This is a genomic window from Paenibacillus lautus NBRC 15380 (genome assembly GCF_004000945.1).
GTDB classification, from domain to species: Bacteria; Bacillota; Bacilli; order Paenibacillales; family Paenibacillaceae; genus Paenibacillus_AQ; species Paenibacillus_AQ lautus.
The window spans coordinates 278,125-292,072 of the sequence record NZ_BIMF01000003.1 but is presented as its reverse complement, the minus strand read 5'-3'; the positions used below and the strand labels follow the sequence as shown (position 1 = coordinate 292,072).

The 13,948-nt window shown below is 50.6% G+C and carries 16 protein-coding genes; 13 read left to right on the top strand and 3 right to left on the bottom strand.

All coding sequences use genetic code 11. The features are described from left to right. Positions 1 to 96: 96 nt before the first annotated feature. Positions 97 to 549, top strand: a complete 453-nt coding sequence (locus PLA01S_RS08480; RefSeq protein ID WP_127591579.1) for a DUF948 domain-containing protein — start codon at positions 97 to 99, stop codon at positions 547 to 549. A 15-nt stretch (positions 550 to 564) separates the two neighbouring features. After that, positions 565 to 927 carry a YtxH domain-containing protein gene (locus tag PLA01S_RS08475; RefSeq protein WP_127591577.1) on the top strand — a complete coding sequence of 121 codons (363 nt, stop codon included), beginning with the start codon at positions 565 to 567 and terminating at the stop codon, positions 925 to 927. A 129-nt stretch (positions 928 to 1,056) separates the two neighbouring features. Here PLA01S_RS08475 and PLA01S_RS08470 read toward each other — a convergent pair whose 3' ends face one another. Further along, the gene (locus PLA01S_RS08470) at positions 1,057 to 2,124 is read right to left on the bottom strand and encodes a nitric oxide synthase oxygenase (protein ID WP_127591737.1); all 1,068 of its coding nucleotides are present in this window, start codon (positions 2,122 to 2,124) and stop codon (positions 1,057 to 1,059) included. 260 nt (positions 2,125 to 2,384) lie between these two features. On the opposite strand from PLA01S_RS08470, the gene racE reads away from it, so the two are divergent. From racE to PLA01S_RS08425, 9 genes are all read left to right on the top strand, one after another. Continuing rightward, positions 2,385 to 3,191 carry a glutamate racemase gene (racE, locus tag PLA01S_RS08465; protein ID WP_127591575.1) on the top strand — a complete coding sequence of 269 codons (807 nt, stop codon included), beginning with the start codon at positions 2,385 to 2,387 and terminating at the stop codon, positions 3,189 to 3,191. Positions 3,192 to 3,425: 234 nt separating this feature from the next. Then, a complete protein-coding gene (locus PLA01S_RS08460) occupies positions 3,426 to 4,628 on the top strand; it encodes a M14 family metallopeptidase (RefSeq protein ID WP_127591573.1) in 1,203 nt (400 codons plus the stop codon). 203 nt (positions 4,629 to 4,831) lie between these two features. Beyond that, complete coding sequence (locus PLA01S_RS08455; RefSeq protein ID WP_127591571.1) at positions 4,832 to 5,107, top strand: hypothetical protein; 276 nt, start codon at positions 4,832 to 4,834, stop codon at positions 5,105 to 5,107. Between the two features lie 103 nt (positions 5,108 to 5,210). Beyond that, positions 5,211 to 5,513: a HesB/IscA family protein gene (locus tag PLA01S_RS08450; RefSeq protein ID WP_127591570.1), complete on the top strand. Its 303-nt coding sequence runs from the start codon at positions 5,211 to 5,213 to the stop codon at positions 5,511 to 5,513. A 30-nt stretch (positions 5,514 to 5,543) separates the two neighbouring features. After that, positions 5,544 to 5,765, top strand: a complete 222-nt coding sequence (locus PLA01S_RS08445; RefSeq protein ID WP_127591568.1) for a YuzB family protein — start codon at positions 5,544 to 5,546, stop codon at positions 5,763 to 5,765. Positions 5,766 to 5,897: 132 nt separating this feature from the next. Continuing rightward, a complete protein-coding gene (locus tag PLA01S_RS08440; protein ID WP_127591566.1) occupies positions 5,898 to 6,164 on the top strand; it encodes a hypothetical protein in 267 nt (88 codons plus the stop codon). 123 nt (positions 6,165 to 6,287) lie between these two features. Continuing rightward, positions 6,288 to 6,653 (top strand): PadR family transcriptional regulator, encoded by a 366-nt coding sequence (locus PLA01S_RS08435; RefSeq protein WP_127591564.1) that lies wholly within the window; start codon positions 6,288 to 6,290, stop codon positions 6,651 to 6,653. Then, positions 6,650 to 7,204, top strand: coding sequence for a hypothetical protein (locus PLA01S_RS08430; protein WP_127591562.1), 555 nt, complete (start codon positions 6,650 to 6,652; stop codon positions 7,202 to 7,204). The genes PLA01S_RS08435 and PLA01S_RS08430 overlap by 4 nt, the downstream gene beginning before the upstream one ends. Further along, complete coding sequence (locus PLA01S_RS08425; protein WP_127591560.1) at positions 7,201 to 8,661, top strand: serine hydrolase domain-containing protein; 1,461 nt, start codon at positions 7,201 to 7,203, stop codon at positions 8,659 to 8,661. The genes PLA01S_RS08430 and PLA01S_RS08425 overlap by 4 nt, the downstream gene beginning before the upstream one ends. 189 nt (positions 8,662 to 8,850) lie before the next feature. On the opposite strand, the gene PLA01S_RS08420 is transcribed toward PLA01S_RS08425, so the two are convergent. After that, complete coding sequence (locus PLA01S_RS08420) at positions 8,851 to 10,836, bottom strand: LTA synthase family protein (protein WP_127591557.1); 1,986 nt, start codon at positions 10,834 to 10,836, stop codon at positions 8,851 to 8,853. A gap of 170 nt (positions 10,837 to 11,006) precedes the next feature. Continuing rightward, positions 11,007 to 12,155: a THUMP domain-containing class I SAM-dependent RNA methyltransferase gene (locus PLA01S_RS08415; RefSeq protein ID WP_127591555.1), complete on the bottom strand. Its 1,149-nt coding sequence runs from the start codon at positions 12,153 to 12,155 to the stop codon at positions 11,007 to 11,009. A 168-nt stretch (positions 12,156 to 12,323) separates the two neighbouring features. Between PLA01S_RS08415 and PLA01S_RS08410 the strand changes: the two genes are divergently transcribed. Together PLA01S_RS08410 and PLA01S_RS08405 are read left to right on the top strand one after the other, a co-directional pair. Further along, positions 12,324 to 12,950: an O-methyltransferase gene (locus PLA01S_RS08410; protein WP_174819203.1), complete on the top strand. Its 627-nt coding sequence runs from the start codon at positions 12,324 to 12,326 to the stop codon at positions 12,948 to 12,950. A gap of 61 nt (positions 12,951 to 13,011) precedes the next feature. Beyond that, positions 13,012 to 13,923, top strand: coding sequence for an ArsR/SmtB family transcription factor (locus PLA01S_RS08405; protein WP_127591551.1), 912 nt, complete (start codon positions 13,012 to 13,014; stop codon positions 13,921 to 13,923). The last annotated feature ends 25 nt before the right edge of the window (positions 13,924 to 13,948 follow it).

The following is a 13,948-nucleotide window of genomic DNA, read 5'->3' as shown; positions in this document are numbered from 1 at the left end:
AAAAAACGCCGATGTTGTGTCAAGACAAGCCCATGCTGCTTATAATGCATCAAGCGACTAGGCATTCGCCCGGTCGGACGAAAGGAGGAGTTCCCAATGACAGAATGGAGTGCACTGGCCGCTGCCATCGGCATCGTTCTGATCGCGGTTGCGGCGGTGATCATGATGCTGTCGGTTAAAAAGCTGATCGGGCGGGCCGAGACCATGCTGGGCCGTCTTGAGGAAGACAGTACCCGATTGACGCAGGAAGCCTCGCAAGTGCTGGAGCAGGCATCCGTCTCGTTAGAGATGATTCAGCGACAGCTGGCGGCCGGCGAAGCATTTGCCGCTTCCATGTCCGATGCTGCGTCAGCGGTAGCCAAGACGGCCGATGCGATTCATGCTGTAGGGAAAAAAGCTTCCATAACCGCCATTGAGCATCTGGAACGTGCTCGCCTCGATAATGAACGGCAGATCGGGGAGATGTTCCGGTGGGTTGATGCCGGAATGACGCTTTGGCATTCATGGAACAAGTACACCTCCAAGTCCGGCGAAGGGCAAGCCAAATAGAAGGAGAGATGGAATATGAAAGAGAAGAGCAAAGGACTCCTCTGGGGAGTATTGATCGGCAGTGTTGCAGGTTCTGTTACCGCACTTCTTCTGGCTCCAAAATCCGGCAAAGAGCTTCGGAATGACATTGCCGACGGCGCCCGCGGCATCGGCACCAAGGTGCAGGAGGCAGCGGAGAAGGTAGGAGAGCAGGGGGTTAACCTGATCGGCATCATGACAGATCGGGCGGAGAACGTGATCTCCGACATTCAGTCCTGGCGCAACCGGCAAGAAAGCTGGCTGGCAGAAGAGGAAATTGCGCAGGTCTCCTCGTTTGACGAGGATTTTGAAGAAGAGGCTTATGCATCCACTGTTACTGAAGTGAAGATCAACGATTAATCCAGGATCAGATAATCGCTTAAGCACATCATCTACGAGAATAAGGAAATTACGCCAAAATACATGAAAGCCGGGGCGGCACAGAGCCCCGGCTTTGCTGTGTATAAATGATTCGAAATAAAGTCCCGATTACTGCTCTTTGCTCCTGTAATGGAAATTCGGAGAACGGATGTCGTTATGATAAGAGGTGTGGAAAATATGTGTTGTAGCCGGCGAGACCGGAGGAATCAGCCAGCTCCAATCCCCTGTGAGCTCCCGCCCGGCTTGCTGTTCGCGCTGTTCAAACAAACCGAATTGAGCTGCTGCCGAATGATGGTCTACGATGCTGACGCCTGCTTTCTTGAATGAATAGAGCACGGCAGCATTGAGTTCAACCAAGGCGCGATCCCTCCATAAGGTCGTTACGCTGGAAGTATCCTGGCCCATCAGCTTGGCAATAAGCAGAAGCTTGTTGTAGCGCCCTTCGTCAGCTAGGTTACGGGCTCCGATTTCGGTTCCCATATACCAGCCGTTGAACGGTGCTGCCGTGTATATAATGCCGCCGATTTCAAGCAGCATGTCCGAGATGAGAGGCACCCCATACCATTTTATCCCTTCCTCTTTAAGAGCTGGAAGTTCGGGATGCTCCAAGGGGACCTCCAGTACGTAGGCTTCCGGTATCGGAAGCCACTCCGGCGGCTCATTCCCCTGCTGCACAACCAGCGGCAGCACATCATAGTCGGTCAAGTCTCCCCGCCACCCCAACTCCATGCATTCCTTCGTGAAGGATACGGAAGCCGGGTCGCCAATCGTCCCGTCCGGCGTTTCGTAACCCGCATACCGAATCAATTGGTGGTTTTTGATCATAAGTGGGGCCTCCCCTGGATGTGCAGCCCTGAAAATCGTAATCGTTGGCATGATTTTTCCGCCATTGGTGGCACTCTCGATATGGTGGAGCAGTGCTGAGAAAATGTCAGAGGTCTCCGTTAAGTGCCTGGCATCGAATACCTTTAGGCGATCCCAAAACAGTCTGCCGATACAGCGGTTGCTGTTTCGCCAAGCCATTTTGGCCCCGTGCGTCAGTTCCTCGAGTGTATGCTTATATGTACCTGTTAGTTTGATCTGTAAGCGTATGTCCATGAGCCGAGCCTCGGTTTCTTCCGGAGGACGGTTTAATTCTGCATAACAAAGCTCGATAAACTGCTCCGCAGCTTCCATAAGGTCGGTATGATGAATGTTGTCATTCACGTAGAATTCTCCTTTACTATACGCGTGCTTACTATAGTATAAACTACCTACGGTCAGCGACTGGCGCAAGAGTCCTACAATTGCTTGAACAAATAACCAACTCTCTTTGCAGCGGCGTCCTTGTTGAAGATAGGGGGGAATTGGGGTAAGATTTAAGGTACATTTCGATCCGAAATGACATATGGTATCACAGTAAACCATGAATTTGACAAGAAGGAAGCGGTGGGTTCGTGCAGCAAGCAATCGCAATACTAGACTCGGGTGTCGGCGGGCTGACTGTCGCTAAAGAAGTGATGAGACAGCTCCCGAGAGAGAAAATTATTTACTTCGGAGATACAGCCCGCGCACCCTACGGACCCCGTACGCCGGAAGAAGTCCGTTTATTTACGGAGCAAATTGTAGATTATTTAATTCAGTATGATCCTAAAATGATTGTGATCGCCTGTAATACGGCTACGGCTGCGGCGCTTGATTATATTTCGTCCAAAGTGCCTGTACCGGTCATCGGTGTCATTCACCCAGGGGCGCGAGCCGCCATAAGCGCAACGAAGACCGGTAACGTCGGCGTGATCGGTACAGTCGGAACCATTGGCAGCGGAGCGTATACAGCGGCTCTGAAACAGCTGTCGCCCTACATCGAGGTAGAGAGCCAAGCCTGTCCCGAACTGGTACCGCTCGTCGAACACGGATTGTTCCGTTCCGAGGAATCCTTGCAGGTAGTGCAGCAATCCTTGAGAGGCATCAAGGATACCTCCATTGATTGTCTGATCCTGGGCTGTACTCACTATCCGTTCCTGAGGAATACGATCCAAACCGTCATGGGGCCGTCCGTGAAACTGATCAGCTCCGCCGATGAGACGGCTCGCGAGGTCAGCACGATTCTGTACGATAAAGGCCAGCTCGCGAGCAGCATGGAGAGCCCGGTGCATCAATTCTTCTGTACAGGAGATCCGGTCATTTTTCAGAGCATTGCGACCGAATGGCTCGGAGAGCATATCAAGCGGACACCTGTTGTCTGGCAAATTACGAAGCTATAATTCACGGTTCATACCTTAGAGCTTATCTAGAAAAATAAGAGCAAGTAAGCGCAGGCAGGACAAGGGATAAGACCTTGTCCTGCCTTTATTAATTTCCGGTGCCAGGATTAGAAAAAGAGCGGGACTAAACGCCCCTTTTTCGATCTTTTGCATCATACATGTTGGACAACCGGCCGCTCATATACATGGAATGGACGCTAATTGAAGCGGCTTTGCCGCGGAAAGGAATCCATTATGCAGCAATATGTCGTACAGAAAGGCGACACGCTGAGACGCGTGGCTGCCAGATATAGTCTGGCGTATGAACAGCTGATTACGGCGAATCCATGGGCGGCGCAGCAGCCGTATCTCCAGCAGGGGCAAATGCTCTATCTTCCTGCATCGTTGCGCCGAAGGTATGTCATTCAGGAACATGATACCTTTGATAGCATTGCCAATACGTTCCGGTTTCGGAAGGAAGCCTTGGAAGAACTGAATCCCGGGTTATCGGCTCATCATCTGCCACAGGGAAAAACGATCGTTCTGCCGGGTACCACGCATAAGCGCATGATACGATTAACCGGCGAATACGGACCGGGGGATCTGGAACGCGATATACAAGAGATGCAGCTGCGCTACCCTGTTATCGAGTGGAGTGTCATCGGCCGAAGTGTGCTCGGCAAACCACTATATGCGGCCAAAATCGGTAAAGGCCCTAAGAACCTTCACATTAATGCAGCACTGCATGCCAATGAATGGATCACAACCCCTTGTCTGATGCGTTTCATGGAGGAATACGGCAGGGCATTATCGCAAGGGTCGCCGGTTTATTTTCAGGAGCCGGATGCCTGGTACCGGAACTATACGTTATGGGTTGTGCCGATGGCAAACCCGGATGGGGTAGAGCTCGTACAGGAAGGAGTCACTCCTTCCCATCCATATTATGAACGTCTGCTCGAGTGGAATGGCGGACGCGAGGATTTTCGGCGCTGGAAGGCGAATATGAACGGCGTGGATTTGGGTGACCAGTTCCCTGCACATTGGCATGAGGAAGTCGCGCGTAGGGGGAAAGTCCGCCCCTCCCCGCAGGATTATGCGGGGACTAAGCCGCTTAGCGAGCCGGAAGCCGAAGCCGTATATCACCATACATTATCGATATCTCCGGAACGGGCCCTTTCCCTTCACAGCCAAGGCAGGGAGATCTATTGGAATTACAGGGACTACGAACCTCCGGAAAGTGAGGACATGGCCAGAAGATTAGGTCAGGCCGGCGGTTACAGGCCGGTGAAGCTGCAGGGCAGCGATGCGGGATACAAGGATTGGTTCATTCAGCATTACCGGAGGCCGGGCTTTACCGTGGAGGTTGGTTATGGGATGAATCCGCTGCCGCTTGAGGATTTCGAGGATCTGTGCGTCGAGGTGGGATCCATTCTAGCTGCGTTTATGGCTTTGGAATAGGATATTTTGAAACGAAAAGGTCTATTTAACGTATACAATTATAGAAGAATTCGGCCGCTGCTTTCATGGATCACAAGGCAGTGGCCTCTTTTCGCCCTCTTACCGCTTGCGGACCGGACGGAATATGGTTTATGCCGGGATTTCTTAGAGATTTGCTAATTGGGTAATGATATAGACATGCAACGTGGAATGGAGGGAACAACATGAAGTGGAGAAGATTATGGTCGCTTCGGCGCTGGTCGCACGTATTCCAGCGGATATTCGGTTATTTAACCTCTTCCCGGGTTACACTCGGGGACAAGCTGTTATTCCTGGTTCCGGTTGTGCTGTACTGGGTGCTGCCGGACTTTATGCCATTGCTGCCGATTGATGATATCGGAGTTACGATGCTGCTGATGAACTGGTTCGTATCCCGCGTCGAACGGAAATATCCGGGTCTTCACGGTGAGGATCAAGGCACCGCCAAGCGCGTACGGTAAATGGGCTTCGGGCTGTAACAATACAGACAGGACCCTTGCGAAAAAGCCGGCAGGGGTCTACAATAACATATTGAATGAAACATCCGTGAGGAGATGAATATACGTGAAATGTAAAATTACCCGAAATGCCGCCAAGGTGTTAAAGCGAGAGCTGGACAAGGAAGAGAACAAGGACAAGAAACTTCGCGTGCGGGTTACCCATGCACATGGCGATCATGCCCACTACGGTCTGGATCTGGATACGCCGAAGGAAAATGATGTCATCGTATCCACAGATAAAGAGATCGATGTCATTTTGGAGGCGGGACAACCTTTCCTGGACGGCGTCAAAATCGACTATCTTTATTTTCCTGAGGAAGGCTTTGTGATTACGAATCCGTCCCAGGGCAATCACGGCGACCACTAGGTTACTTCAGAATAAAGAAGGTAATGTACAATGGCTAATGATATTCGCGTCTGCGAGAAGTGCAGACATACGAAGTTGAAGACAATGATCCCGAAAATTAAGAAAATGGTACCGGATGCCGACATTAAGATCGGCTGTAAATCCTATTGCGGTCCTTGCGGCAAACGCGCATTTATGTATATCAACGGCCGTTATGTCAGCGCGCCTTCAGAGGATGAAGTGCTGGCAAAGGCGCTGCCGTTTGTGAAATAACAAACAAACAGTCTGTTTGACACACCTGTATCAAAGTTTCGTGGTATTCCCATTCTACGGGTATAGTTCCTGGCTCCGCCATCCATGCTAAGAGGGCAACAGGAACAACAACTTTAGAAGGGAGCATCCGTCATGAACAGTCACGATTCCAGTCTTCATTCCAACAGTCCCAGCAACAGCGCGCTAGATTCCGTTGAGAAGCTGCACCGTGCCGTATCCTCGGCAATGTCCCACCCGACGGAACAGCTGATTCAACAAGCGGAGAATTCGTTATCCCATACGGAGCAAGCGGTTTCCCAGGTGATTGAGCAGGGGAACCGAAACGCGGTGGAATTAGCGGAAGAGTTGTTAGGCGAAGAGAAGGAACGTCTGTCCAAGCTTCGTTCAGCTAAAAAGTAGTTTATGATCCTGTGCAGTCCGTTCAATAGCTTTCGAGCTAGTGAACGGACTTTTTTTACGGATTTGTATACGTATTTGAATTATATACTTGATTCCGATATATATTTTTGTTAAATTGTTGTCATGGATAGAACAAGTTTAATTAAAGGGCATTTGGAAATGTGCGTATTGGCCATTCTGAGCCATGGCAAGAGTTATGGTTACGAGATCATGAAGGAGCTAGAGAAACACCGACTGAAATTGAAGGGAGTAGGAAGCATCTATCCGATTCTGTCCAAGCTGAAAGATCAGGGATGGGTGACGGATACGAGGGAGCTTAGCGAGAGCGGCAAAGCCAGAGTGTATTACGAAATAACGCCTAGCGGAGATTTGTTTCTGGATAAGAAAATCCAGGAGTGGCAGGAGCTGCAGCAGGATATTCGATCATTGCTTTCATCGAATGTGCAGCGAATGGCCGATGGCGTGGAACAGGAGAGCCAGAGATCATGACATTATCCTATGAAGAAGAACAGTTTATCGCGAACGTTCGCCGCGAGTTGAAACGGTACGAAATGACGCCAACTCAGGTGGAAGCCGTTGTCGAACAGATCCAGGAGCATCTGGAGGCAAGCCGGGAGCATGGGGAGTATGGTCTTGAAGATCTGGGCTCTCCCAATATGTATGTCAGGGATTATGCAGAGGTGCAAGGTTTGGTTAGAGTACAAGACACCAGGGATTTCGAGTCTGTTCCTGAAGAACCGGGACCGCGTAGCGGGCGGCTGGGCGTATGGGGCTTTCTGAAATATCCACTGGTCTTTGCGGTGGTTTATATCATATGTCAGCTGTTATTTTCCTTATCATTAACGACGGCATGGGTGAAGGGGTATGAGATAACCGGCTTCAATCTGCTGTACCGAATATCCGATCAGATGTGGTGGAATATGATGTTGATTGTATTCAGCCTTTCGATTTCGGCGCTCGTTACGATTCTGGTCCACGTCTTCGGTAAAAGAAGACATAGACGTTCCCTGCCGTTTACAGAAGAAGGAAGCGTGTTATGAGAAAGAAGTGGACGTATGTCGTTTTAACCGTTCTGGCATTTGTGCTTCCGACATGGGGGAATGTAGTAGAAGCGGAAGAAGTCATAGCTGATAAGGTTGACCTCTACATGAAGGCGGCGATGGAGGAATATCAAATTCCGGGCCTCTCCGTTGCCATCGTACAGGACGGGGGCATGGTGTTTACGAACAGCTATGGCGTTACAGCCGAAGGCAGTACGGTCAGCTCGAAAACTCCATTTTTACTCGGATCCATCTCCAAATCCATGACGGCGTTAGGGATTGTTCAGCTAATGGAGTCAGGCCAGGTGGATTTGGATGAGTCCATTGGGGCCTATCTGCCGTGGTTTGAAGCCGAAGCATCTTCTGAGGTGTCGTCAATAACGATAAGGCAATTGCTCGCTCAGACGAGCGGATATAGTACATATACGGGCTTGGAGTATTCCGATGTGGGTGCGAAGGATGCTTCTGCCCTTAAAGAGATTGTGAGCAATCTCTCCAACGCAAAGCTTAGCAGACCACCAGGAGAACAACATCAATACAGTAACGCCAATTATATGATTCTGGGAGCTGTTCTGGAGGAGGTGTCGGGTCAATCCTATGCCGATTATATGGAGCAGCATGTGTTTGGCCCGCTGGGCATGAGTACGGCTGCAGCCGATGAGGAGCGGGCGGTTCGAACCGGTTTTGAACAAGGGTATCAATCGTGGTTCGGCTATCCGCGAGTGAGCAGCGTTCCCTATGACAATAGTGGTGCTTCTTATGGTTATATCACGGCGAGCATCGACGATATGGCACGGTATCTCCAATTTTTGCTCCAAGATAACGACATGTTGCTTAGTCGGGAATATAAGGAGCTGCTCCTGTCGCCTTTAGTTCAGCATCGACCGGATCGCGCCTATGGTTTTGGCTGGAGAATAAGCGAGACGGAACAAGGCGAGAAGCTGGTATGGCACTCCGGATCAACGCCGGAAGCACGGGCGGAAATCTTCTTAATTCCTGATCGGGACGTAGGCGCCGTTATTTTAACCAACAAGGACCACATTTTGGAGGAAGCCAGATTGTATCAGGTCTCCAAGGACTTGAGAGGGATATTAGACGGACAAGACCCGAAGCCGCCTTCCGCTCGAACCCATCCGGTAATTTGGGGATTGGTGATAACTTTGATCATTCTGCTCGCTATCGTGATATGGATGCTGCTAAGGATGCAGAAACACAGCTTGAGGTTATATCTCACGCTTCCGCTGAGTTTGGTTCTCTTTGCGATTTCAGCTGGCATCATTCCCCTCTTCACGCGTCTGACAAGCTCCCCTTGGAATTCCATACGACTCTTTGCACCTGACATTGCCTATATGACGCTGGGAATTGTAGCTAGCCTGGCATTGATGGGGCTTGTGTTGATGTACGGAACGCTTGTCAGCCGGAGAAAACATTTTGAGTCGGTTACCCGGCGGGCTTGATATAAATCAGTGAAAAAGATGATCTCTTCATAAATGCAGCTTGGCGTGCGTGTTCGGACACTGCCTAGCCCCCAAAACAAACCAGGCCGATGGATAAGATCAGCCTGGTTTGTTTTGGTTTAAAGCAGCCTTGGTCAACAGTGATCAGAGGCTAAAATAAGATTGGGAATTTTCTAACGGTAGGCCCGGTTACCGGGTATTCGCTTCACCCTGTGCTTTAAATAACTTCAGCAGGTCATACGTGATCACTTGATCGGATATCCGCAGCTGCTCCTGTGTCTCATCATATCCGTCACGGCATGCCTGGATGTCAGTTGGCTGACGCGTCGTCAGATCGTAACAGGTTCCCCCTTCAAGTCCGGCCGTCTCGGTGGGCAGGTAAAACACCTTCTCATCGGAGAATGCGCCGCTGCGCAGCGGAATCAGACGCGGATTGTCTTGAAACAGATGGCTTCCGATCCAGTAATACGGCTCATCCGATACACCGAGAAGATGAAGGATGCTCGGCGTCACGTTGATCATGCCGGCGGCCTCCGGATATACTCCGGCATGCCCTCCATCAGGGAGGTGGATGAGCAGGGGAACCTGGTTCATGATTTGCTCCATGTCGAGCGCATTCAGTTCTCGTCCCAGGAATTTCTCATAGTCCGCTTTTTCCTTGATCGAATTGTCGTGATCTCCATAGATGATCAATAGGGTGTTATCCCACAGTCCTTGCTGTTTCATCTGCTCGACGAACTGACCGAAAGCTTCGTCAACATAGTGGATCGATTGCAAATAGTTCCCGAATATTGAGCCTTCGAAAGCCCCTGTATCCAGCTTCGCGGCATCCTTGGGGACATAATACGGGTGATGGCTCGTTAACGTGATCAGGAAGGAGTAGAAGGGCTGCTTGATGCCTTTCATCTCATCCAGCGATTGCGCGAAGAACGCTTTGTCGCTCAATGACCATCCCTCCACATCGTTCATTTCAAAATCCTTCTTGCTGTAAAAACGGTCGTAATTCATCTCTCGGTACATCGTGGTCCGGTTCCAGAAGCTGCTGTCATAGGCATGGAACACGTTTGCGCCATAACCCTGTTCTTTCAGAATCTCCGGAAGCGTATCGTACTCGCGATCAGCATATCGCGTAAATACGGAACCTGTGGGCAGCGGAAGCAGGGAGCTGTGGGTGACAAAATCCGCATCGGACGTTCGCCCTTGACCGGTTTGGTGATAGAAATTGCTGAAATACATACTGTCCTGCATCAACCGGTTGAAGTTAGGGGTGATTTCCTGCCCGCCGATCGACTGGCCGATGACAAAATTCATAAAGGCCTCCGTCTGAATCATGATGACATTGTTGCCTTTATACTTGCCGAACAAGGCGTCCGCACCGGACGGCTCCATTCGTTTGGCATCAAACCATGCCTTGATCTGATTGATTTCCTCTTCCGCCAGCTTGGGCTGCCCCACGAGATGATCTCGTCCATAACGGTAGATATCATATCCGTGAAAGCCGATCAGTCCCGTCACATTATACAGCGTAATATTCCACCAATTGCCTTCAAAGAGGCCAACGGCCCATGTATTGGATGCTTTCTTGATAGGAACGAAAGTCATGACCATGCCCAGGATGAACACAAGCGTGCCTGTTACCAACCGGCGAATGATCCGGCTCTGCCGATGCTGGCGGTATTCCCCCGGGAGTGTATAGGTTCCAAGGGTGGATCTCCGTTTGCGGAACACCATGACGGCGGTAAATGGGACAACCATAAGCCAATCGATAAAAAAGAACAGATCGTACGCATGAATCAGGGAACGAATGCTATCCCCGAGGGAACCGACCTGTCCGGCCTGCATAAGCACCGGCACTGTTATGAAATCATCGAAGTAGCGGTAATAAATCAAATCGGCGTACAGGATCCCCGTCCATAAGAGATTTAATAAAGTTAAAGCCGCAAGACGGCCTCTGGCCGGAAGCCACAAGGTCCAGAAGGATATCAGCAGGAGTGAGCCGACAGCAATCACATAATCGGCCTGATCCAGCTTCATGTTGGTAATATGGAGATGATGATCAAGCATGACCAGCTTGTACATCATGAGGATAAGGAATAATAAATATGCGGTGTACCGGTAATGCAGCCCTTTGGAGACCCGGCTTCGGATATCGCTCCATGATGGGGATGAGAGCACGTGGGTATCCTCCTTTATCTAAAACTAAAACATTCTCGAAACGCGGTCAGTCCTCTATGCAAGAACGTCGATAGACACTTTTCTAATTATAGCTTGGCCCGGCATGAAATCAAACGACGATGCAGCAAAAAAGCCGCCCAAGGGCGGCGTTTGCAAGAAGCGTCATTTCGTTATTCCACCGATTTGTTACGCGGCGGCAAGGGGCCCAGGTATTGATAATACTGGCATTCGATCCGGCCATTGAACAGCTTGCGGCGCTTATCCGCCTTGCGGCCGAAGTAATGCTCAAATTGCTTGGTCGGGCTGAGTGCGAAGAAGGACCAGGTCGGGAGCGAATGCGTTACGGATCCGAGTTGGCGAATGAGACGTTCAACCTCCTCTTTCTCGCTTAACCGTTCGCCATATGGTGGATTGGTGATGATACAACCATATTCACCTTCAGGTATGGCTTTGGCTGCAGGGAGGACCTTAAAGTCGATTTCGCCGGCAAGTCCCGCGCTTTTGGCGGCGGCTTTGGCTACTTCGATCGCTTTCGGGTCGATATCGCTTCCAGCGATATGCAGCGGAATATCGTCCTTCACCGCGTCAAAAGCCTCCTCGCGCGCATCTTCCCAGAGGTCATTTCCGATGATGTCCCAATGCTCGGACGGGAACGAGCGGCGCAGGCCGGGAGCAATATTCCAGGCCATCATCGCGGCTTCGATCAGAATGGTGCCCGAACCGCAGCATGGGTCATACAGCGGACGATGGGGGCCCCAGCGGCTTAATTGCAGCAGAGCGGAAGCCATGGTTTCCTTCAGCGGAGCTTCCGTAACCAGCTTGCGATAGCCGCGTTTATGAAGGGCTGGTCCTGTGGTATCAAGGGTCAGTATGGCTCGATCCTTCAAGAGAGAAACCTCGACTACATAACGGGGGCCGTCCTCGGGGAACCATTCCGTACGGTGCGAGAGCTTCAGCTTCTCCACGATTGCTTTTTTCACGATGCCCTGACAGGCGGGAACGCTGCTAAGCTGCGATTTATGGGAACGCCCTTCCACAGGGAACTCGCCATCCGCCGGAATCCACTCCTCCCATGGAAGAGCTTTTGTTCCTTCAAAGAGCTCGTCGAAGGTAAAGGCTTTAAACTCACCCATCTTGACGAGAATACGGTCCGACGTCCGGAGCCACAGATTGCAGCGGCAAATATCAATCAGGTCACCCGAAAAGGTAACTCTGCCATTTTCTACTTCCATGTCGGTGTACCCGAGCTCTTTCAACTCGCGGGCAACGACGGCTTCCAGCCCCATCGGGGCCGTCGCGATCAATTGTAATCGAGGCATTAACGATGTCAACTCCATTTAACATGTGTACGGCGATAGTCGCCGCCGGTTCAATCTATATAGTATAGGCGATTGCATTGACTAAGACAATTATCATATGATAGTTCTCGTTAGGTTTAACGGGAAACAGCGTATTTTATCAAGATAAAGGAGGCGGCTTCATTGCTTATGACCCCTGATGATTATGTTAACCAATTATACCCTGAAGATGAAGAGCTTCAGTATGTGATAGAGGCCATCCGCGAGCATGGGATGCCGGAGGTTTCGGTGGCACCGGCATACGGCCGACTGCTGACCATGCTGGTCCAGACAGCCGGCGCAAGGAATATTCTCGAAATCGGCGCCCTTGGCGGCTATAGCGGAATCTGTCTGTGCCGAGGACTTCCTGCGGACGGCAAGCTCACCTCACTCGAGCTGAAGGAAGAATACGCAGAGCTTGCAGGCACGCATTTGGAGAAGGCCGGATTCCAGGATCGGGTGGAGTACCGGATCGGGCCGGCTGCGGACAGTTTGGCAGCGTTGAAGCAGGAAGGACGGACCTTCGATTTTTTCTTTATTGATGCAGATAAGGAGAACTATCCTCTATATTTGGATTATGCCATGGAGCTTGCGAATCCGGGTGCCCTTATTGCCGGGGACAACTGCTTTTTGCGCGGCAGAACGCTAAACTCGGAGAAGAACGGTCCTTCGGTTCAAGCGGTACGCCGGTTTAATGAAGTCATCGCGACGGACAAGAGGCTGGTCAGCACGCTGCTGCCTGCTTATGACGGGCTGATCCTGGCACGCGTTAAATGATGAAACAACCAATAGCGAGATGTGCTGGACGATAAGATAACCATTGGAAGGAGTGCAGCCATTGGACTGTCGACTGGAAGTCAGATTTGGGCCAGTGTATGAATTCTTTAACAGTCTCCATACTTATATTTGCCGCAAGTCCCATAAAAAAATCGATCTGTCATCTTCATGGGCGAAGGAAACACGCAGCCGGTTGACCCCATCATTTGCAGCCGAGCTGGATACAATGGAGGTTAATGCCGATTGGAAGCATGCTTATCTGCTGGCTTTGCTGAGTCCTGATTATCAATCACTGCCAAAGTTTTTGGCATGGCTTGAGGGGTTGACGATAGGAGATATGTTCGAGCTGATGTCGGAGTGCGTGACCCAATTTCCGGCGAACATGGGGGAGTTCCGGTCCCAGCTTTTGTCCCGGCTGAGCTTGTGGAATGACCAGTATTTCAGTTCAGTGAATCCCCGGATCCTATCCTCGCTCGAGGCGGTAGCCGAAGAGAGGTCCGCTGCCGCATTGCAGATGACAGCCGAGGCATTCATGGATGAAACGACCAACGGCATGATGTTTAGAGAAACCGCCGCTCTTGAGCGGATTATCTTCATTCCTCAATATCACTTTCAGCCTATGAATGTGATAAGCGACTATAGCTCTACCTTGATATGCCACTATTCATCCAGGATTTATTTAGGGGAAGAGGAGAATCTGCCTCCGCATGATTTGCGGATTATCCGTTGTCTCGGGGAACAGAGCCGCTTGAAAATATTAAGATATTTGCAGCAAGGCCCGCGTTCCTTCATCGAGATTGTCCGATACCTCAAGCTGTCCAAAGGAATCACGCATGATCATCTCTCGAAATTGCGGAGCGCCGGACTGATCTATGCACATTTTGAAGGTGAGACATTGGTTTATTACAGTTTAAGGTCCAAACAACTCGATGAAATTCATCGTACGTTAAAACAATATATACTGCAGAATTAGCATCGTTTTTGTGTTATGTCGGACA

Excerpts from the sequence above, each read along its gene's own strand:
- PLA01S_RS08445 (WP_127591568.1), top strand. The coding sequence starts at position 5,544 with ATGGCTAATGATATTCGCGTCTGCGAGAAGTGCAGACATACGAAGTTG.
- PLA01S_RS08480 (WP_127591579.1), top strand. The coding sequence starts at position 97 with ATGACAGAATGGAGTGCACTGGCCGCTGCCATCGGCATCGTTCTGATC.
- PLA01S_RS08430 (WP_127591562.1), top strand. The coding sequence starts at position 6,650 with ATGACATTATCCTATGAAGAAGAACAGTTTATCGCGAACGTTCGCCGC.
- PLA01S_RS08425 (WP_127591560.1), top strand. The coding sequence starts at position 7,201 with ATGAGAAAGAAGTGGACGTATGTCGTTTTAACCGTTCTGGCATTTGTG.
- PLA01S_RS08475 (WP_127591577.1), top strand. The coding sequence starts at position 565 with ATGAAAGAGAAGAGCAAAGGACTCCTCTGGGGAGTATTGATCGGCAGT.
- PLA01S_RS08460 (WP_127591573.1), top strand. The coding sequence starts at position 3,426 with ATGCAGCAATATGTCGTACAGAAAGGCGACACGCTGAGACGCGTGGCT.
- PLA01S_RS08435 (WP_127591564.1), top strand. The coding sequence starts at position 6,288 with ATGGATAGAACAAGTTTAATTAAAGGGCATTTGGAAATGTGCGTATTG.
- PLA01S_RS08455 (WP_127591571.1), top strand. The coding sequence starts at position 4,832 with ATGAAGTGGAGAAGATTATGGTCGCTTCGGCGCTGGTCGCACGTATTC.
- PLA01S_RS08410 (WP_174819203.1), top strand. The coding sequence starts at position 12,324 with ATGACCCCTGATGATTATGTTAACCAATTATACCCTGAAGATGAAGAG.
- PLA01S_RS08415 (WP_127591555.1), bottom strand. The coding sequence starts at position 12,155 with ATGCCTCGATTACAATTGATCGCGACGGCCCCGATGGGGCTGGAAGCC.
- PLA01S_RS08440 (WP_127591566.1), top strand. The coding sequence starts at position 5,898 with ATGAACAGTCACGATTCCAGTCTTCATTCCAACAGTCCCAGCAACAGC.
- PLA01S_RS08470 (WP_127591737.1), bottom strand. The coding sequence starts at position 2,124 with ATGGAAGCTGCGGAGCAGTTTATCGAGCTTTGTTATGCAGAATTAAAC.